Annotated in this window: 12 protein-coding genes; 7 read left to right on the top strand and 5 right to left on the bottom strand. The window is 32.4% G+C overall.

Features of this window, described 5'->3' with window-relative positions:
- Window positions 1-26: 26 nt before the first annotated feature.
- Window positions 27-794 (top strand): IclR family transcriptional regulator, encoded by a 768-nt coding sequence (locus ACXAG4_RS00825; protein ID WP_475294177.1) that lies wholly within the window; start codon window positions 27-29, stop codon window positions 792-794.
- A 93-nt stretch (window positions 795-887) separates the two neighbouring features.
- Window positions 888-1,751 carry a family 16 glycosylhydrolase gene (locus tag ACXAG4_RS00820; protein WP_475294176.1) on the top strand — a complete coding sequence of 288 codons (864 nt, stop codon included), beginning with the start codon at window positions 888-890 and terminating at the stop codon, window positions 1,749-1,751.
- Window positions 1,752-1,809: 58 nt separating this feature from the next.
- Here ACXAG4_RS00820 and ACXAG4_RS00815 read toward each other — a convergent pair whose 3' ends face one another.
- A complete protein-coding gene (locus ACXAG4_RS00815) occupies window positions 1,810-2,916 on the bottom strand; it encodes a glycoside hydrolase family 88/105 protein (RefSeq protein ID WP_475294175.1) in 1,107 nt (368 codons plus the stop codon).
- A gap of 314 nt (window positions 2,917-3,230) precedes the next feature.
- Here ACXAG4_RS00815 and ACXAG4_RS00810 point away from each other — a divergent pair, with 314 nt between their 5' ends.
- The 5 genes from ACXAG4_RS00810 to ACXAG4_RS00790 all read left to right on the top strand — a co-directional run bounded on the left by ACXAG4_RS00810 (window position 3,231) and on the right by ACXAG4_RS00790 (window position 11,481).
- Window positions 3,231-4,895, top strand: coding sequence for a sulfatase family protein (locus ACXAG4_RS00810; protein ID WP_475294174.1), 1,665 nt, complete (start codon window positions 3,231-3,233; stop codon window positions 4,893-4,895).
- 14 nt (window positions 4,896-4,909) lie between these two features.
- Complete coding sequence (locus ACXAG4_RS00805) at window positions 4,910-7,123, top strand: glycoside hydrolase family 3 C-terminal domain-containing protein (protein WP_475294173.1); 2,214 nt, start codon at window positions 4,910-4,912, stop codon at window positions 7,121-7,123.
- Window positions 7,124-7,225: 102 nt separating this feature from the next.
- Window positions 7,226-8,560 carry a family 43 glycosylhydrolase gene (locus ACXAG4_RS00800; RefSeq protein WP_475294172.1) on the top strand — a complete coding sequence of 445 codons (1,335 nt, stop codon included), beginning with the start codon at window positions 7,226-7,228 and terminating at the stop codon, window positions 8,558-8,560.
- A gap of 84 nt (window positions 8,561-8,644) precedes the next feature.
- Window positions 8,645-9,952: a sulfatase-like hydrolase/transferase gene (locus ACXAG4_RS00795; protein ID WP_475294171.1), complete on the top strand. Its 1,308-nt coding sequence runs from the start codon at window positions 8,645-8,647 to the stop codon at window positions 9,950-9,952.
- Between the two features lie 11 nt (window positions 9,953-9,963).
- The gene (locus ACXAG4_RS00790) at window positions 9,964-11,481 is read left to right on the top strand and encodes a sulfatase family protein (RefSeq protein ID WP_475294170.1); all 1,518 of its coding nucleotides are present in this window, start codon (window positions 9,964-9,966) and stop codon (window positions 11,479-11,481) included.
- A 45-nt stretch (window positions 11,482-11,526) separates the two neighbouring features.
- Here ACXAG4_RS00790 and ACXAG4_RS00785 read toward each other — a convergent pair whose 3' ends face one another.
- The 4 genes from ACXAG4_RS00785 to ACXAG4_RS00770 all read right to left on the bottom strand — a co-directional run bounded on the left by ACXAG4_RS00785 (window position 11,527) and on the right by ACXAG4_RS00770 (window position 20,955).
- Window positions 11,527-12,369 (bottom strand): alpha/beta hydrolase, encoded by an 843-nt coding sequence (locus tag ACXAG4_RS00785; protein WP_475294169.1) that lies wholly within the window; start codon window positions 12,367-12,369, stop codon window positions 11,527-11,529.
- Between the two features lie 7 nt (window positions 12,370-12,376).
- Window positions 12,377-14,866: a beta-galactosidase GalB gene (gene galB / locus ACXAG4_RS00780; protein ID WP_475294168.1), complete on the bottom strand. Its 2,490-nt coding sequence runs from the start codon at window positions 14,864-14,866 to the stop codon at window positions 12,377-12,379.
- 294 nt (window positions 14,867-15,160) lie between these two features.
- Window positions 15,161-16,663, bottom strand: a complete 1,503-nt coding sequence (locus ACXAG4_RS00775) for a sulfatase family protein (RefSeq protein ID WP_475294167.1) — start codon at window positions 16,661-16,663, stop codon at window positions 15,161-15,163.
- 98 nt (window positions 16,664-16,761) lie between these two features.
- Window positions 16,762-20,955 (bottom strand): hybrid sensor histidine kinase/response regulator transcription factor, encoded by a 4,194-nt coding sequence (locus tag ACXAG4_RS00770; RefSeq protein WP_475294166.1) that lies wholly within the window; start codon window positions 20,953-20,955, stop codon window positions 16,762-16,764.
- Window positions 20,956-20,996 lie beyond the last annotated feature (41 nt).

Below are 20,996 nucleotides of genomic sequence, written 5' to 3'. Positions count from 1 at the left end.
TAATATTGTGTAATTCAATTTTTAATATGGCAGAAACAAAAACTGTAAAATATAATGCACCGGCGTTAGATAAGGGTTTAGATATTTTAGAATATCTATCAAAAGAGCGCGTGCCTTTAACGCAAGCAGAAATTGCGCAAGGTATAAATAGAACACCAAGTGAAATTTATAGAATGTTGGTATGTTTAGAGCAGCGTGGTTATATTGTTAGAGGGCATAGTGCAGGAAAATATAGGTTGTCATTAAAAATGTATAGTTTATCGCATTCACATACACCTTTTGATGAGTTAAAACGTGTGGCACATTACCCCATGCAAATGTTAAGTGAAAATACCAGGCAATCTTGCCATTTAAGTATTATGAACAGTGATCAACTACTAGTAATATCTCAAATGCGAAGCCCAAGTGCAGTATCATTGTCAATAGAAGTTGGTACACATTTTCCGTTGTCTAAAACAACTTCAGGATTGACACTTCTTTCTATGTTAAACAAAAAAGAGCGCAACAGTATATTATCTAGAGATGTTTTTTATAAAACTTGGGATAAAGAAAAGAAGGAAGCTTTCATAAAAGAAGTTGAAGCCATAAAAGACATAGGTTATAGAACTGCAGATAGCCAGCTAACAAGTGGTATTACAGATATAGCAATACCAATTGGTAAAAACTCTGAAGTACCAGCAGTTTTAGCAGTTTCGGTATTTACTTCAACATTACATGAAGAGTTAAATATGGAAACTATTATTGAAAATTTAAAACAAACACAAGAGAATATTAATAAGCTAATAGGCATTTAAAGTTAAAAAACTCATAAGTACAACGCTTTTAACCATCCGTCTCATTAAGAGCTTATAGTAGTATCTAATTTTGTAATATTAAAAAATAATATTATGAAATATTTATATACTTTGCTAATGTTTTTGGCATTTCAAATTACAAATTCACAAGATTTAACTATTCCACCAAAAAAATATGTAGATTCTGTTAGTTTAGAGAATGCTCCAAAGCGAAAAAATGACAAATTTCCTTTATCAGATCAAAAGAATTCTAAAAAATGGAAATTATTAAAGAAGTTTTCAGATGAATTTGATAGCAAATCTTTAAATACTGAAAGATGGTATCCAAATAATCCAGGATGGAAAGGAAGAAAACCAACATATTTTCATGGTTCAAATGTAAGCTTAGAAAATGGAGAATTAGTGTTTAGAGTAAACCAACATGGTAATGAAAAATTACCTGAAGGATATACACATTCAACCGGATTCATAAAAAGTAAAAACAAATTTTTATATGGTTATTTTGAAGCTGAAGGAAAGCTAATGGATGCGCCTTGGGTATCAGGTTTTTGGATGACCAACGTATCAAAAGACTGGTGGACGGAAATTGATATTTGTGAAAACGCCCCGGGCCTAAATTACAACCGCCATGATTTAAATTCTAACATTCATGTGTTTAGAGCGCCAAAAGACAAAGGAGACGTTAAAAAACATTTCTCCAGAACCAAAAAGTATTACTTTCCTCTAGAATTACAGGAAGATTATCATGTTTGGGGATTAGAATGGACTCCTGAGTATATACGTTTTTACATCGATGGAATTCTTTTTAGAGAAGCTGAAAACACTCATTGGCATCAGCCTTTAGAGGTGAACTTTAATTGTGAATCTAACAAGTGGTTTGGTGCATTACCTGATGATAACCGTTTAGATGGCGAGTACCATGTAAAGTATTTTAGAGTTTGGGAATTAAAAAAATAACATAAAAAGTAAAGCTTGTTTCTTAAAAATCAGAAACAAGCTTTGTTTTAAAGATGTATTATTTTTTCAACATTTTATAAATTTCTGCTCCAGCAGCAAGAAAAGCACCGGTACCATAAACCTCAGTTTTGTCTGCCCACGCATTACCAGGAGCTGCTCCTATTGGTTGAACATATCCAAGCATACCATCTTCAGTTATATGGCTGCAAAGACTATTCCAAGCCTTTTCAATATGTGGTAAATAAGTAGCTTTATCAAGTAAACCATTGTTAATACCCCAAGCAAGTCCAAATGTAAAGAATGAAGTACCACTGGTTTCTGGTGTAGGATATACATCTTGACTAAGTAAACTCATGGCCCAATGTCCTTCTGGTGTTTGAATTTTAATGAGTTTTTTTGCCATTTTCAAGTAGATATCTTCAAAGTATTTATATGTTTCAGAATCCTTTTCGTACTCATCCATAATTAAAGTTAATCCACCAAATACCCAGCCATTTCCTCTAGACCAAAATATTTTTTTTCCATGGGCTAATTTGCCAATGTAGCTATTATCTCTGTAGAATAAGTTCTCATCAAAGTCAAATAGATGTTGTTTTGTGGCTTCATATTCACGCATCATAAAGTTTGTATACTTTTTATCATTTGTTTCATTAGCAAGTTTGGCTAATAAAGGAGGTGCCATAAATAAAGCATCGCACCAAGTCCAACGTTCCAAATGTTTGTAATTATCAAGCGTAATTGGTTCTTTACTAGGGTTGTCAATAATGTAATTCATGCCTTTTATTGTTTGAGCAATCATTTCTTTATCACCATATTTTCTATACAGTTCAACATACATTTGGCCTACAACATGATCATCAGCATGATATTTACGCCAATGAAGTTTCCAGTTTTGTTCTTCACCAATATTTTTCAGCCATTTCCAATACTTTTTATTTTTAGCTACTTCAGCATATTTTACCATGCCAACATATAGTGCACCGTTAGTCCAATCTGCAATATGGTGTGGTTTTTGTCTTCCGCTGTAAGTATCTCTAAAATGTTTAATCTGCCAATTGGCAACACGTTTCATTTCTTTTTTTACAGATGATGCTTTTATGTTTTGAGCATTTACAGAATAGCAAAAAATAAAGATAACTAAGCAAGTTGTTTTAAAAATGTTCATTATGAAGTTTAGTTTAGATTAAGCTAATATATAAAAAAATACAATCGATTGTATTTTTGATTTTTATTTGAGTATTTTTGAATATTCAATCAAAAATTTTTTTATATAGTATATAATGTGTGGTTTTCATGTTAAGTTGTTGTTTTATAGTTTTTTATTTTTGAGGCTTTCTTCTTTGTATATATAAAATAAATATAATGTGCACAATAATTACTAATTTTTGAATGATAAATGGTATTATTTAAAACATATGTGTTACAAATTATCATAAAAGAAGTTGAATTTTATAATCGGAAAAATAAAGTTTCATAATTATGTTAAAAAAGTCTTTAGCAATTGTTGTATTAATAGCATTCATTTTCAGCTGTAATAAAAAGCAAATTCAAGAATCAAAACCTAAACAACCCAACATTATTTTTGTAATGTCTGATGATCATACCTCACAAGCTTTTGGTATTTATGGTAGTAGGTTAGCAAGTTTAAACCCAACACCAACTTTAGATAAAATTGCTAGAGAAGGGATGATTTTTGATAATTGCTTTGTAACAAATTCTATATGTACGCCAAGTAGAGCCACAATTATTACAGGACAATACAGCCAAACAAATGGTGTATTAGATTTAGAAGGACATATTAATCCTGAAAATCAATATTTACCACAAGAAATGAAAAAACTGGGGTATGAAACGGCTATAATAGGTAAATGGCACTTAGAACGTGAACCAGCATCTTTTGATCATTATACCGTTTTACCAGGGCAAGGTAAGTACCACAACCCATCATTTATTACTCAAGGCGAAAAACCTTGGCCACAAAATACAATACAAACAAAAGGCCATTCAAGTGATATGATTACTGATATATCTTTAGATTGGATTAAAAATAAGCGTGATAAAAACAAACCCTTCTTTTTAATGCATCATTTTAAAGCACCGCATGATGATTTTGAATTTGCACCACGTTATAAAGATTATTTAGAAGAAACACACATACCAGAGCCCGCTAGTTTATATGATAACGGTAATAATGGATCAATTGCAACCAGAGGAGTTAATGACTCATTAATCCATGATATTGGTTCTTCTGTATCTAAAAGAAATACAATTAGAGGAATGCACATGCGTTTATGGAGCGGACAATATACTAAAGTGTCAAACCCAGATTTTGACCCATCAAAGCGTATTAAAGAAGGCATGAGTGATAGAGACTTTACACATGAAACTTATCAAGAATATTTAAAACGTTATTTGCGTTGTGTGAAAGGTGTAGATGATAATATGGCACGTTTAGTACAATTCTTAAAAGACGAAGGATTATACGATAACACCATAATTGTATATACAGGAGACCAAGGTTTTATGCTAGGTGAACACGATTATATTGATAAACGTTGGATGTATGAAGAATCTTTAAGAATGCCATTTTTTGTTAGATATCCTAAATCAATTAAAGCTGGTGCTAGAACTAACGCCATAATAAATAACAGTGATTTTGCTCCTACATTAATTGAAATGGCCGGAGGTAAAACACCAGATTATATGCAAGGAAATAGTTTTATATCTATTTTAGAAACAGGTGAAGAACCAGAAAATTGGCAACAATCATCATACTACAGGTATTGGATGCATATGGCACATGCACACGCAAATCCTGCACATTTTGGTATTAGAACAAAAAAATACAAGCTTATATTTTTCTACGGAAAGTATTGGGTAGATACCGATAAGCCAGATGCAGAATGGAATAAAAAAAGCTGGGGTAACAGGTTTACAATGCACACGCCAGCAGCTTGGGAATTCTATGATTTAGAAAATGATCCTGAAGAAATGAATAACCTTTATAATAACCCAGCATATAAAGATATAATTGCAGATTTAAAAGAGCAATTGGCAAAAAAGCGTGAGGAATTAAATGAAGAAGACGGAGATAAATTTCCGCATATTCAAGAGGTAATTGATAAACATTGGAACGATATCTAAACATAATATAAGCCATGAAAAAAGGCAGTAAGCTAATAACACTTTTATTTTTATCTTTTTTTATAACAGCTCTTCAAGGGTGTAAAGAGCAAAAAAGCGAAAAAAAAGAAACTGTAGTAACTCAAGAACCTAAATTTCCTTGGGAGAACACAACACTTTCAGTAAATGAAAGGGTAAATATTCTTGTTAAAGAAATGACATTAGAAGAGAAATGTTCTCAAATGTTAGATGTATGTCCACCAATTGAAAGATTAGGAATCCCTGAATATAACTGGTGGAATGAAGCATTACACGGTGTGGCAAGAAATGGTAGAGCTACTGTATTTCCGCAAGCAATAGGACTAGGCGCTACATTTGATGAAGATTTAATAAAACGTGTGGGTACTGTTATTTCAGATGAGGCCAGAGCAAAATACAACGAAGCCATTAAAATTGGTAACCGTAGTAGGTATGCTGGTTTAACATTTTGGTCTCCCAATGTTAATATTTTTAGAGACGCACGTTGGGGACGCGGACAAGAAACCTACGGTGAAGACCCGTATTTAACAAGTAGAATAGGCGTGTCTTTTGTTAAAGGCTTGCAAGGTGATGATGCTAATTACATAAAGGCAGCAGCTTGCGCTAAACACTACGCGGTTCATAGCGGGCCAGAAGAATTTAGGCATGAGTTTGATGCTGTGGTGTCTAAAAAAGATTTATATGAAACCTATTTACCCGCATTTGAAGCATTAGTAAAAGAGGCTAATGTAGAAGGTGTAATGGGCGCTTACAATAGAACGCAAGGAGTACCATGTTGCGGTAGTCCATATTTATTACAAGATATTTTAAAAGATGATTGGGGTTTTAACGGCTACATAGTATCAGATTGCGGAGCAATAAGTGATTTTCATCGCTTTCATAAAGTTACCAATACACCCGAAGAGTCTGCAGCAATGGCTTTAAAAGCAGGTACAAGTGTAAACTGCGGAAATGTTTATAGCGTATTAAAAAGTGCGTTAAATCAAGGTTTAATTACAGAAGAATTAATTGACAAACGCTTAAAAGAAAATTTAAGTACACGTTTTAAATTAGGCTTATTTGACCCAGTTGGTTCAGGACCTTATGATGGTCTTGATGCTTCTGTGGTAGACTCTAAAGAAAATAGAAAAGTAGCTTTAGAAGCGGCTCAAAAGTCTATTGTGCTATTAAAAAATAAGAATAATATTCTTCCGTTAGATAAAAAAATAAAAACACTTTATGTAGTAGGGACTAATGCTTCAAATGAAGAAGTTTTATTGGGAAATTATTATGGCTTAACAAGTAATACACAAACTATTTTAGATGGTATTGTAGGTAAAGTAAGTCCGGGTACAAGTATTAATTACAAAGCAGGTGTTTTGCCATTTAGAAAAAATGTAAACCCAATAGATTGGTCTACAGGTGAAGCAGGAAAAGCTGATGCTTGTATTGCAGTTATGGGCATTTCTGCTTTATTAGAAGGTGAAGAAGGCGAAGCTATTGCTTCAAGTGAAAAAGGAGATAGAACCCAACTAAAATTACCACAAAATCAAATTGATTACATAAAGAAAATCAAAAGTAAAACTGATAAACCATTAATATTGGTTTTAACAGGAGGAAGCCCAATTGCTATTCCTGAGTTACATGATATTGTTGATGCCGTTTTATTTGTTTGGTATCCTGGTGAAGAAGGCGGAAATGCAGTTGCCGATGTCATTTTTGGAGATGTACCACCATCTGGGAAACTACCAATTACATTTCCAAAATCGGTAGATCAATTACCACCATATGAAGATTACAACATGAAAGGAAGAACATATAAGTATATGACAGAAGAACCCTTATATCCTTTTGGTTTCGGGTTATCATATACGTCGTTTAATTATAAAAATTTAAGTATTGGTGATGACTACAACGTAACTGTTGAAGTTCAAAATACAGGTAATTTAACTTCAGATGAGGTTGTTCAGTTGTATATTTCTTCACCTTTAGCAGGAACAGAAGATCCTATTTTCGATTTAAAATCATTTAAGCGCATTTCTTTAGAACCTGGAAAAAGTAAAACAATAACTTTCAATTTAAATAAAGCAGCATTCAATCAGTTTACTGAAGATGGAAAAAAAGTAATTAGAAATGGAGAGTACACCGTTTATGTTGCAGGGTCATTACCATCTCAAAGAAGTATAGACTTAGGAGCTTCTAAAGGAATAAGTACTAAGTTAATACTGTAAATTAATAATTTAAACTAATAATCAACCAACATTACAATTTTTTGTAAACTCTAATGTTGGTGGAATATTATGAATTTATAAAAACTTGTAAAAATAAACCTTGTGAAAAAAAGTTTCTTAATTATAGCTATAGCTATTTTTGTTCAAATTACAGCGGCGCAAAATCCAATTGTAACCCATATGTTTACCGCAGATCCAACCGCACGTGTTTTTGATGGTAAATTATATGTATACCCATCACATGATATTGTACCGCCAGAAGGAACAAAAGCGCCTCGTTTTTGTATGCCAGATTATCATATGTTTTCTCTAGAAGGTGGTAATACATGGAAAGATTATGGTGTAATCTTAGATCAAAATGAAGTGCCTTGGGGAGAAAAAAACTCCTATGGTATGTGGGCACCAGATTGTATTAAAAAAGGAGATACCTATTACTATTATTACCCAGCAAAACCAATAGATGGTTCTTCTTTTAGAAGAATAGGAGTTGGTACATCAAAAAGTCCTACAGGTCCTTTTAAATGGGAGAAAAGCTATATTGATGGTGTTAGCGGTATTGATCCTGGACTTCTATTGGATGATAACGGAAAAGCATACTTGTATTTTGGTGGTGGGAAAGAACTTTTTGTTGCTCCATTAAAAGATAATATGAAAGAAATTGCTGCTGAACCTATTAAAGTTGAGGGGTTGCCAGCCGGTTACAAAGAAGGGTCTTTCTGTTTTAAAAAAGATGGTAAATATTATTTCACATTTGCACATGTATTTGCTGATGAAGGTTACTCAATAGGCTATGCTACAAGTGATAACCCATTAGGACCATTTCAATATCAAGGAAAAATAATGGATAATATTGCAAATGGTACCAATCATCACTCTGTTGTTAAGTACAATAACCAGTGGATTTTATTCTATCATTTTTGGCAAGTAAGTGGTTATAACAAATTGCGCTCAATGTGTGCAGATTATATGGAGTTTAAAGAAGATGGCACCATAAAAAAGGTAAAACCAACAATGCGAGGTATTAATTCGCCAACAATAGGTGAAGAAATTCAAGTAGATAGACATAATGGTATTAAAGGAGCTGAAACTAGTTTTGTAAGTGGAGATGAACCGTTAGGTTGGATGGTAACCAATACTAGAATGATGAGTACTGTTCAATTTAATAATGTAGATTTTGCCGATGGTTCTGCAAAAAAAATGCAAGCCAGAGTTGCTTGTGGACAACGTATTGGGCATTTCGAGGTTAGAATAGGTAATGCTAAAGGTAAATTAATAGCAAAGTTTCCAATAAAAAATACCGGAGGTTGGAGTACATGGGAAACTATTGAAACACCATTACTAGAAAATATTAGTGGGAAACAAAATATAGTAGTTGTATTTCATTCAGATTGGGGTTCAACAAAAGCTGTTAATTTAAATTGGTTAAAATTGCTATAAATAAAATACATTTATAATGTAAACTAAAACATATGTGGAGTTTTTTTATAATCACTAACTCTAACTTTGTGAAAAACACACACCATGAAAGTAATTATTGTTTTAGTTCTTCTTTTTAATTTATCAATTTTTGGACAACCTAATATAATTTTGATTGAGTCTGACGACCAAAGCAATTTAGCTGTTGGTGCTTACGGATTTGATAATGTTAAAACACCTAACATAGATTCTTTAGCAGATTCTGGAGTATATTTTACCAATGCCTACAATATGGGGTGTTGGTCACCAGCTGTGTGTATTCCTAGTAGAACCATGCTATTTAATGGTGTACATTTATGGGAAGCTTCAAAAATAAATAAGCAAAAAAATCCAGGGCCATCTTTAACAGAACGATTAAATGCCCAAGGTTATGAATCTTATTTTACAGGAAAGTGGCATGCTTGGGGTAAACCGGTTAAAGAAATATTTCATCACTACGGTTCCATTTTACCCGGTCAATTAAAAACGTATAACTCTCCAGAAGGTCATTATACCGATGTTGTTGGCAAAGAGGCTGTTTCTTTTATACACGATGCTTCAAAAAAAGAGAAACCATTTTTTTTATATGTTGCATTTAATGCGCCACATGTACCAAGGCAGACCCAACAGAAATATTATGATTTATATCCTAAAAATGACATAAAATTACCTCCAAGTGTAAAAGCGGGTCCGCTTCATCCGCAGATAAAATATAATTACACGTCTGCACCCTTAAACCCAAAAACAATGCAAACACGTTACCAACAAAATAATGCTATGGTAACACATATGGATGAACGCATTGGAGATATATTAAATGCCTTAAAAGCAAAAGGGCTTTATGAAAATTCTATTATCATTTTCATGTCAGACCACGGTATTAGTTTTGGAGAAAATGGTGTTGCTGGTAAGGTTTGTTTATATGATGTAAGTGCTAAAGCCCCGTTAATAATTACGGGCCCCGGAATACCAAAAAATAAAAAGTTAGCCCAACGGTTGTATTTACAAGATATTTACCCAACTATTTTAGATTTTGTTGGGGCTGATATTCCTGAATACATAGATTTTAAATCTTTGAAATCTACAATAACCGAAGCTTCAAAAAATGACGTCTATGAGTCTATTTACTTGGCTATGTTTGATGACCAACGAAGTATTATTCAAGGCAATTATAAACTTATAATGTATCCAAAAGCTAAAGTTGCAGAATTATATAATCTTAAAAATGATAAATGGGAAATCAATAATTTAATAAAAAAATCAAGTTCAAAAATCATTGTGAAAAATTTACTTAAAGAGTTTGTACAATGGCAAAAAGAAACGGGTGATGAATTGGATATTAAATTAGCATTTCCAGAATATTTTAAAAGTTAAATTTAAAATTTATGAAAAAGTATAAAACAATAATATTATTGTTAGCCTTATCGTTTATAGGGTTTGCCCAAAAAAAGCCTAATGTTATTGTGGTTTTAGCTGATGATATTGGAACAGGTGATATTTCATATTACAGGCGTATGCATTCTAATAATATAATTGTTGAAACACCAACGTTAGATAAACTTTCAAAAGAAGGCATGGTGTTTACAGATGCCCATTCGCCAGCAGCGTTGTGCGCGCCAACACGTTATGCTGTTATGACGGGAAACCACTGCTACCGAAGTTATGCACCATGGGGCGTTTGGGGAAGTTATCAGCCATCACCAATAGAAGAGAATCAACTTACTTTAGGTAAACTCATGAAACGAGCGGGGTATAAAACGTCTTTCTTTGGAAAATGGGGATTTGGTATGGACTTCGGAAGAAAAGATAACCCTGAAGTTGTTTATAGAAGCCCAAGAAAAGAACATGAAACAGATGTTGACATAACAAAAGTTTTAAATAAAGGCCCTGTGCAAAACGGATTTGATTATAGTTATATGTATCCAGCAGGCATTCAAGCAGAACCTTATGCTGTTTATGAAAATGGTGTAATGACGCCGCTTGGTAAAGATTCTAAAATTGTATTAATAACCAAAGAATACGGTAAACAACGTGGTTTTAAACTCGATAAAAAAGAAGGCTTAGGAGACAGTAATTGGAACCCGTATAATGCAGGTAAATTACTGGTTGATAAAGCCGTTAAATTTATTGAAAGAAATGCCAAAACCAAAGAGCCTTTCTTTATGTATTACTGCTCACAAGCGGTACATAAACCACATACACCTTCAAAATTTTTGAACGGTACCAAAGTTGCTGGAACAACACCATCAAATCACTTAGACATGGTAAAAGAGCTTGATATTCAAATGGAAATGATGGTGAAAGCTCTAAAAGACCAAGGTGTTTATGATAATACATTAATTATTTTCACATCAGATAATGGCGGGTTATTGGTAAAAGAAACCTTGCAATCTGGCCATAACTCAAGTAGTATATACAGAGGTGGAAAAAATCAAGCTTATGAAGGTGGTACACGCGTGCCTTTTATTGCTTGGTGGCCCAGTAAAATTAAGGGTAAGCAAGTATCTAAAGAGCCTGTTTTAGGTATTGATGTTATGGCTACTTTGGCTGCTATTACAAACCAAAAGTTAGAAGAAGGTCAGGCTATAGATTCTTCTAATTTATTTCCTATTATGAAGGGAGAAAAAAATATAAATCCGCATGAGTTTTTAATTACGCAAAGCGGAACAAGTAAGTGTGGAATGATTACCGAAGATGGTTGGAAATTAATTATTAAGTTTGATAAAATAGACAAAACAGATGCAACAAGAACACCTATTGCTCTTTTTAATTTAAATGAAAATATTTCTGAAAAAGAAGCAAAAAATTTAATTGATAACCCTAAATATCAGCTTAAAGTTAAAACACTTTTTAATACTTATAATAAAACAAGAGATAGTAGAATAAAAACAGGAAACTTTTAATTGAGTTTCCTGTTTTTTATTTTTTCTTTTTAAATTTAAAAGAAGTTATTCTAAAATACGTTCAAGCCATTTTTCAGCTAAACGCGGCCACATTTTAGCGGCTATATTTCCGGGGCGTAAGCCATAACCATGTCCGCCATTTTGAATAAAATGTAAATCTACAGGTATTTTTTTATCTCTTAAAGCAGTTGTCATAACCAAAGCACTGTTACCGTATTTATCATCGGCTGTAGCAAAAATAAAAAACGGTGGAGCGTTGTTTGGTATTTTAATTTCTGGTGTTAAACTTCGGTTTTCACCGCGGTCTAAATATGCGGGATATATTAATACAGCAAAATCTGGTCTGCTAGAAATATCATCAGCATCATCAACTTTTGTATATGAGTTTGAAGTATAAAGTGTTGCCGCACGCGCACTTAAACTTCCGCCAGCCGAAAACCCTAAAACACCAATTTTATTTGGGTTTATATTATAGTTTTTGGCATTATTTCTAATTAATTTAATAGCACGTTGTACATCATTTAAGGCGCCTAATTCATTTTGCGGTACTCTATAATTTAAAACAAAGGCAGTATAACCTAAACTATTTAGCCAATAAGCCACTTCGCTACCTTCTAAATTTGTTGAAAGTACATTATAACCTCCACCAGGACATACAATAACCGCTCCTTTATTTTCATGAGCTTTAATGGGTTTAAATACTAAAAAATCAGGATTTGTGACTTTTGAAATCCTAATAACATCGTTTTTGTTATTATCTGATATTTCGTGTGCTTGTTTTGGTGCTGTTTCATTAGGCACTTTATTGGGCCATAATTTAACAGAAGGTTTTGTTTGTGCCATTACTATTTGTGATATTACAAATGATAAAATTAAAAAGCGTTTCATAAATAAGTTATTTTGTTTCAATTGTAATTGAAGTACTTTGTAAATTATCAGATGTGGCTTTAATATTTATGCTTCCAGCTGTTTCAGTAGATTTTACAACCAATAAACATTTGCCGCTAAAGGCTTGCCTTTGTGGTACTCTAAATGATGCCATTGATGTTTGGTCTCCATTACCAACAGCGGCTAAAGTACCTTCGCCTTTAATATCAAAATTAATTAAATTATTGGCTTTTGGGCAAATATTGCCATTTTCATCCAAAACTGTAACGGTAATAAAAGATAAATCTTCGCCATTTGCAGTAATAATACTTCGGTCTGCTTCTAACTTAATTTTGGCAGGTTTAGCGGCTGTTTTAATTTCTTTGGTAGCTGCTATTTTTCCATTTTTATAAGCTACAACTTTTATAGAACCGGGTTGATAAGGTACATTCCAAGATAGGCGGTATTTAGTTTTATACATACCTTTTTCAAAGTGATGATATTCAGATGGTATTTCAGTAAAATCTTTTCCTTTTATTTTTTTGCCATATGATTTTCCGTTTACAAACAGTTCAACTTCATCGCAATTGGTGTATGAATAAACCGGAATTAGTTTACCTTCTTCACCTTCCCAATTCCAATGAGGTAATACATGAACCATAGGCTTTGTGGTCCATTGGCTTTGGTATAAATAATATCTGTCTTTTGGGAAACCACATAAATCTACTGGTGCAAAATATGATGAACGCGAAGGCCAATCATCATTCCAATACCCGTTGGTTGAATTGTCTCTTCCTCCGTAAGGTGTTGGTTCACCTAAATAATCAAAACCTGTCCATACAAATTCACCTAAAGAGTTTGGGCTTTGTGCTTGGGCATCAAACTCAATATCTGGAGCATAAGCCCATGGTGGGCCAACAGTAACATCATAGCTTGAAACATGGTTGGTTTCATGTTTTTCTTTAAATTCAATAGGCAGATGATAGATGCCGCGGCTACTAGTTTGCGATGAGGTTTCAGAACCATAAACAATCATTTCGGGGTTTTCTTCAATTATTTTAGAATAAGTTGTTGGCCAATAATTCATGCCAACAATATCAACATAATTGGCAAGTTTGTTTACAAAAGGAGCAGGGTAGTAGTTAAAACCAATGGTTGTTGGTCTTGTATTATCTTGGTCATGGCAAATATCGGTTAGGTGTTTTGTTAATTTCCAACCATCTTTTTTTCCTTGTTCTAAAATTTCGTTACCAATACTCCACATAATAACCGATGGGTGATTTCTATCACGTTTTATCATATCGCGCAAATCTTTTTCATGCCATTCATCAAAGTATTTGTGATAACCGTTTGGTACTTTGCCTATTTTCCATTCATCAAAAGCCTCATCAATAACAACAATTCCTAGTTTATCGCACACCTCTAACATTTCTGGAGAAGGAGGGTTGTGGCTTGTACGTAAAGCGTTTACCCCCATACTTTGCATAATTTGCATTTGGCGTTCAGTAGCTCTGTAGTTTACGGCAGCGCCTAAAGGACCTAAATCATGGTGCATACACACCCCATTAAAGCGTACTTTTTTACCGTTTAATAAGAACCCGTCTTTTGTATTAAATTCAATTGTTCTTACCCCAAAAGGTGTGTTATATTCATCAACAATGATATTGTTAATTTTTATAGATGAATGTGCTGTGTATAAATACGAAGCGTTTATATCCCAAAGTGTAACATTTGAGATTTGAGCAATTGTTGGTACTACTATTTCAGCGTTTGCTTTTACATTGGTTTTTGATGTTTTGGTGGCTACTATGGTGCCATTTTCATCTTTAATAACAGTTTCTAAAAGTGCATTAACAATTAAGTTAGAACTGTTTTTAATGGTAGTTTCTATGTTAACTATGGCGTTTCCGTTTTCAACTTTAGGTGTAGTAATGTAGGTGCCCCATTGCGGAATGTGAACTGGGTTATTAATTTTTAATCTTACATTTCTGTAAATACCTGCCCCAGCATACCAACGCATTGATAAGTCTTCAGGCGCTAATTGTACAGCAATAATATTATTTCCGCCAAAATTAATATGTTTGGTTAAATCAAATTCAAAACCTATATAACCATAAGGTCTTTCGCCAATGTATTTTCCGTTAAGGTAAACCTTGGCGTTACTCATGGCACCATCAAATTCAATAGCTATTTGTTTGCCTTGTAATTCTTTTTCAACAGTAAAATGTTTTCTGTACCAACCAATACCATGTACAGGTAAGCCACCAGTACGGGCATTGTATTTACTATTAAATGGACCTTCAATAGACCAATCGTGAGGCACGTTTACTTTTTGCCAATTAGTATCATCAAAATCTATAGTTTCAGCATTTTTAATACTATCTTTTTTAAAAAGCCAGCCTTTATTAAAATCTGAATCATTTATTACTTCATTTTTGTTTGCAGCAGGTTTACAAGAAGTGCAAAAAATGCTAAAGCTGATTAATAGCAGTAAAGTGTTTAGTTTTAAAACATTCATGTGTTTAAATAATTTTGTTTGCTTGTTATGTTAAGGTTTTATGTTGATTTTTTGTAAAATTGAATTATTTTGATTGTAATTACAAAACCGAACATTTGTTGCACTAATGTGAACAAAAGATGTGTTATAGTATTTACAAAAACATGAAATTAGCAATGTGTATTATAATTATTATATATACTTTTAAATGAGTTACAAATTGTTTTAGTGCACATGTGGAAAAATTCAATTTTGAGTTAGTTAAGTACTATAATTAGTTAAAAGGCCTTCTAGTTTTTAATTAGAAGGCTTTTTTTAAAGAGATATTATTGATGTTAAATCTAAAGGGTCATTCATATCTTTTTGAAGCTTAACTAAATCATTAAATAAGGTTTTTACTTTTTCTTTGTAAGTATCATCATTGGCTAAGTTATTCATTTCTTCAGGATCTTTATTCATATCAAATAACTGAATTTTTTTAATTTTAGGATAAATGATGAGTTTAAAGCCATCTTTTCTAATCATGCGCTGTAAATCAACATAACCATTGTAAATAGCGTTGTAATTACTGGTGCTTTGTTCACCTTGTGCTAAATCTAAAACACTATTAAAAAACACGTATTCTGGCTTTTCAATATTGGCTAATTCAAGGCTAGTAGCCATGGCGTCTTGTAAATAAATATCGGCATTTACTTTTTTATTTTCAGGAATATCAGGGCCCATAATCATAAAAGGAGCTCTAATACTATGGTCGTATTGAGATTGTTTACCAATTAAGCCATGTTTGCCAATGGCTAAACCATGATCTGCTGTAAAAATAATGTAGGTGTTATCCATTTTTCCTGTAGCTTCAAGCCTGTCTAAAATTTTTCCAATTTGGGCATCTAAATGTGTTATTATTGCATAATATTCTTGTATATGCTTTTTTGTTGCATATTCTGTTCTAGGAAATGGTGCTAATGCTTCATCTCTTAAATTAGGGCCACAACCCATATGGTCTTTAAACGGGTATTCTGGCTGCCAACTTTTTGGCAAGCTAACATTTTCTAAAGGATACATATCAATGTATTCTTGCGGTGCTTGCCTAGGGTCATGTGGAGCATTAAAGGCTAAATACATAAAAAACGGGTTTTTACTCTTTTCAGCGTTTTCAATAAAACTAATAGCATCATCTTTTAAAACTTCGCTCCAGTGTTTACCGCCTTCCCAAAAACCACCAAATTTAGGGTTTGATGGAGACCAAGTTGTATCGTTTTCACTCAAAGGCCTGTTGTAGCCAATAGGCATTAAAGTGGCAGGATCTGTATCTGTGCCTTCAATGGCTTTAAATTTTGCTACTTGCTCATTGTGCTCCCAAGCATCATTAGGCATACCGGGTCTGGTATGTTTTACATTTTGAAAAACGCTATCTGCTTTTGCATCAATATGCCATTTACCAGTCATGTAGGTATCATAACCAGCGTTTTCCATTAATTTTCCCCAAGTTTTATCTAATTCTTTGTTTTTGGCCCAATTTTGTCTGAAATTATTAACATTCCACACAGTTCTACCAGACATTATCATGGCTCTTGAAGCTGCACAAATTGCACCATTCCAAGCACCCATGTTGTAGGCGTGTGTAAAGGTGGTGCCGTGTGTTACTAGTTTATCTAAATTTGGGGTTATAATTTCGTTATTACCCAAGGCATTTATGGCAGAGTAGGTCATATCATCTGCAAAAATGAAAACTACGTTGGGTTTTTGTTTAGATGGTTCTTTTTTTTGTTTGTTACATGCAACAATAAATAACAGCAAAACTGCTAAAAAAAGTTTTTTCATTTTAGTTTAATTAGGGTTTGGTTTTTATAACCTTAAAAGTAGCTAAAATAGAAGAGAACAAACTGTAAAGTATGTTCATAATTAGGTAATAAATGATTTTATTTTTCCTCTTTTTTAGAGTTTTCAGTTTTTTTATGTTTTTGACTTACATATTCACTTGGTATAACACCAAACTGTTTTTTAAAGCATTTGGCAAAATATGATGCGGTATTGAAACCAGTCATATACATAATTTCTTTTACGGAATAATCACTTTGTTCAAAGAGTTGAACGGCTCTTTTTAGTTTTATATTTCTTATAAATTCACTTGAAGATAGGCCTGTAATTTCTTTAAATTTTGAATATAGATTACTTCGGCTATAGCCCATTTCTTTTACAAGCATTTCTACATTAAAGTCTGTATTCATCATATTGTCTTCAACAATACTAATGGCTTTTTGAAGAAATTGTTCATCCATTGAAGTTACAGTAACTTCTTTAGGTTTTAAACTTATATCTCGGTTAAAGCGTTTCCTTAAATCTTCTCTGTGTTTTATGATATTTGAAATTTTAAGTTCTAAAAGTTCAATATCAAAAGGTTTTCTAATGTAGCCATCGGCTCCTATTTTTCTACCTTCAATTTCAGTTTCTTGAGATAGTTTAGCTGTAAGCATTATAACGGGAATATGGCTGGTTTCTTTTTTAGTTTTTATGTTTTTACATAAGCCAAACCCATCCATTTCTGGCATTACAATATCAGTTAAAATAACACTAGGCATAAGTTTGTTGGCTAGCTCAACACCCATAGCGCCATTGTCTGCTTCATAAATTGTGTAGTTTTTACTTAGTGCTTGTTTTATAAATTTTCTTATATCACTATTATCATCAACTACAAGTAAAATAGGAAGGTTTGATTTGTTTAATGATAAATTTTGATCAATAAGTTCATCATTTATACTAATTGCTGCTGTTTCAGCTTCAGAAGAACGTACATAAAAATCTACATCTTCTTTATCTTTAAGTGTTATTTCGGGTAAATCTTCATAGGCTTTTCGTTCGGTTGGAAGGGTAACTGTAAAAACAGTTTCAACATTTGGCTCGCTTTCAATTTCAATAGTTCCTTGGTGTAAATCAACCAAACTTTTGGTGAAAGATAAACCAATGCCAACACCTCTTTGTTTTTTCTTACCGGCTTTATTATCTGTATAAAAGCGTTCAAAAATATTTTTTATTTTTTCTTCGTCTATACCAGAGCCACTATCGGTAACTTTAATAACCACACTTTTTTCGTCATTAACAAACATGTTAATTTTAATAGCACCGTGCTGAGGTGTAAATTTAAAGGCGTTTGAAAGTAGGTTAGACATTATTTTTTCTAACGCTTCGTGGTCAAACCAAGACATTATAGGCTCTTCTTTAGCGTTTAAAGTAAATTCTATATCTTGTTTATTTGCTAAAAACTGAAAAGGTTCTGTAATTTCTCTTACAAAATGAACAATATTACTTTTTCTAAGTACTAAGCGCATTTTACCTTGGTTTACTTTTCTAAAATCTAAAAGCTGATTTACAAGGCGTAATAAATACTCAGTGTTTTTTTGCATGAGCCCATATTGTTCTTGCACTGTTTTTTGATCTATTTCATGACCATGCTTTTGCAAGTATTTTAATGGGCCTTTTATTAAGGTTAAAGGCGTACGAAATTCATGAGAAATGTTTGTAAAAAATTCTAATTTTACACGGTTTAGTTCTTCATTTTTTTCTTTTTCAATGTATTCTAATTCTAACTCGTGTTTTTTAGTGGTTTTAATAATTGTAAACCTACGGTACATTAAAAGTACGCCAATTATAAGAGCACTATAGAGAAAATACGCGAGATTAGATTTCCAGAAAGGAGGTAAAATACTAATTTTTAATTGTGTTGGATTAGAATCCCAAACGCCATCATTATTTGATGCTTTTACTTTTAGTGTATAGTTACCTGAGGCTAAATTGGTGTAGGTAGCAAAACGTTTTTTTGAGTTTGTGTACACCCAATCAGCATCAAAACCTTCTAGCATATATGCAAACTTATTTTTTCTAGGAGCTGCGTAGTGTAGGGCTGCAAACTCTATAGAAAAACTGTTTTCATAAGGTTTAAGCTCAATAGATTCAATGTTATTCACGTCTTTATCAAATAATATCCTGCCATTTATTTCATCGCCTATATTAATTTGTTTGTTTGATATTGAAAAGTTGGTAATAATAGTATTGGCTTCAATGGTGTTGTCTGTTATTTTTTCAGGAAAAAACGCATTAAAACCATTTACGCCTCCAAAAAGGAGTTGCCCATTAGCTCTTTTAACACATGCTAATTCTTGAAATTCATTGCTTTGAAGCCCGTCATTAACATCATAATTTTTAAAAGTTTCTTCTTTTGGATTGAACTTTGAAATACCTTGGTTTGTAGATATCCATAAATTGCCTTCATTATCTTCTAAAATTCCTTTAATTACATTGCTAGGTAAGCCTTCGGCAACAGAGTAAGCTTTAAATGAAGGTGGGCTGTTTTTGTTTCCTGGTATAAGTTTATTTAAACCACCACCAAATGTGCCAAACCAAAGATCACCAGATTTACTTTCGTATATTGGTAAAATATAGTTATGGCTTAAACTTGTATCATCATTAGGTATGTTTTTAAAAACTTCAAACTTTGGGTCTTTTTTTAAAGCTTCTTCAGGTGTTAATTTACATAAACCATTACCTGTTGCAAACCACAAATTGCCTTTTGTATCTTCAAAAATATTTCTAATTATATTATTTGATAAACTGTAAGGGTTGTTTTTGTTGTGGCGTAAATTATCTTTTTTGTAGGTGTTTGTGTTTTTATAGTACGCCCACCTGTGTATACCGCCACGGTAGGTGCCTATCCAAATATTTTTATATCTATCTTCAGTTATTGAAAAAACACTGCTTTGTATTTCAGTGGTGCCCTTAAAACTAGAATCATCTATTTTTTTTGAAGGGTTGCTAATATCTAATAAAAATAAACTAGGAAAATCTTCACCTCCAATTATTAGGTGTTTTTTACCGTAATAATTAATTTCTTCTATTGCAAAAGATTTTTTTATAACATCAAAGTTTTGATACCCTGTATATAAATTATCAGCATTATTTTTAGCCAACATATTTAAACCTCCACCTTCAGTACCTATCCAAATATTACCATTGCTGTCTTCAAACATAGATCTTATTTTGTCATAGCTTAAACTTGCAGGGTCTAATGTCTTCTTTACATGATGAAACTGTTTCCTGTCGGGGTCGTACTTATTAATGCCACCTCCATTGGTACCAACCCAAATAATGCCTGTTTTATCTTTATAAAGTGATTTTATTATGTTTTTACTTATACTGTATTGGTTTCTTGGGTCATAAGTAAACGTTTTTAGTAAGGTTGGAGTTTTATTTTGGCTATTATTGTTAAAATAGCTTAAACCATTGTTTGTACCAACCCAAATAAAATTACCGTCAGTTAATAAACAGTTTACAGGGCTACTTTTAACATATGAAACTTTACTGTTAGGTAAATTTAAATCTAATAGGTATATACCCCAAGATGAACCTATTATGAGCCTACCAAAATTATCTTCGGTAATGCTTCTAATAGAAGCGTTTGTGTTTAAGCCTATTTCATTATTTATGAGTTTTAACTCAAAATTATTGTTATGATTTATATGTATTTTAAACAATCCTTCTAAAGATGCTAACCATAATTGGCCTTTGCTGTCCTCAAAAACCTGATAAGCTTCTCTTATAGAAACATTTTTAAATACAGTATCATCAATAGGTTTGTTTAAATCTAGTAGGTTTAAAGCATTAGGGGTTCCAATCCATAATCTATTTTTTGAATCTTTAAAAAGAGAACTTATATGGTTGTTAGATATGCTTTTTGGGTTTTTATCATCGTGAGTAAAACGAAAAAACTTATTTAAAGATTTATCAAAATAATTTAAGCCATTACCAGTTGTTCCTATCCATAAATTACCGTTTTCACCACCGGTTACAGCATAAGTTAAATTACTACTAATACTATTTGGGTTATTTCTTTGTGGGGTGTAAACAGAAAAGCTATAACCATCATATTTATTAAGGCCGTCATGGGTTGCAAACCACATGAACCCTTCTTTATCTTGAAATATACTATTTACATCATTTTGAGATAAACCATCATCTGTAGTAATATGGTTAAAATATATTGAGTTTTGGGCATTAAGTTGATTGATACCTATGAATGAAATATATAGATATACTAGGGCTACTAATTTTTCTTTTAACATATGATAAAAATACTAGATTATCTTTTTTTACCAAAGTTACC

This window comes from Seonamhaeicola sp. ABD4_175 (assembly GCF_056160885.1).
The sequence above is the reverse complement of the archived record's forward strand: the minus strand, read 5'-3'. Positions and strand labels throughout refer to the sequence as shown.

What these genes read in the sequence shown, in the direction of transcription:
- ACXAG4_RS00795 (WP_475294171.1), top strand. Translation starts at nt 8,645, where the DNA reads ATGAAAGTAATTATTGTTTTAGTTCTTCTTTTTAATTTATCAATTTTT.
- ACXAG4_RS00810 (WP_475294174.1), top strand. Translation starts at nt 3,231, where the DNA reads ATGTTAAAAAAGTCTTTAGCAATTGTTGTATTAATAGCATTCATTTTC.
- ACXAG4_RS00820 (WP_475294176.1), top strand. Translation starts at nt 888, where the DNA reads ATGAAATATTTATATACTTTGCTAATGTTTTTGGCATTTCAAATTACA.
- ACXAG4_RS00825 (WP_475294177.1), top strand. Translation starts at nt 27, where the DNA reads ATGGCAGAAACAAAAACTGTAAAATATAATGCACCGGCGTTAGATAAG.
- ACXAG4_RS00805 (WP_475294173.1), top strand. Translation starts at nt 4,910, where the DNA reads ATGAAAAAAGGCAGTAAGCTAATAACACTTTTATTTTTATCTTTTTTT.
- ACXAG4_RS00815 (WP_475294175.1), bottom strand. Translation starts at nt 2,916, where the DNA reads ATGAACATTTTTAAAACAACTTGCTTAGTTATCTTTATTTTTTGCTAT.
- galB (WP_475294168.1), bottom strand. Translation starts at nt 14,866, where the DNA reads ATGAATGTTTTAAAACTAAACACTTTACTGCTATTAATCAGCTTTAGC.
- ACXAG4_RS00790 (WP_475294170.1), top strand. Translation starts at nt 9,964, where the DNA reads ATGAAAAAGTATAAAACAATAATATTATTGTTAGCCTTATCGTTTATA.
- ACXAG4_RS00770 (WP_475294166.1), bottom strand. Translation starts at nt 20,955, where the DNA reads ATGTTAAAAGAAAAATTAGTAGCCCTAGTATATCTATATATTTCATTC.
- ACXAG4_RS00775 (WP_475294167.1), bottom strand. Translation starts at nt 16,663, where the DNA reads ATGAAAAAACTTTTTTTAGCAGTTTTGCTGTTATTTATTGTTGCATGT.
- ACXAG4_RS00785 (WP_475294169.1), bottom strand. Translation starts at nt 12,369, where the DNA reads ATGAAACGCTTTTTAATTTTATCATTTGTAATATCACAAATAGTAATG.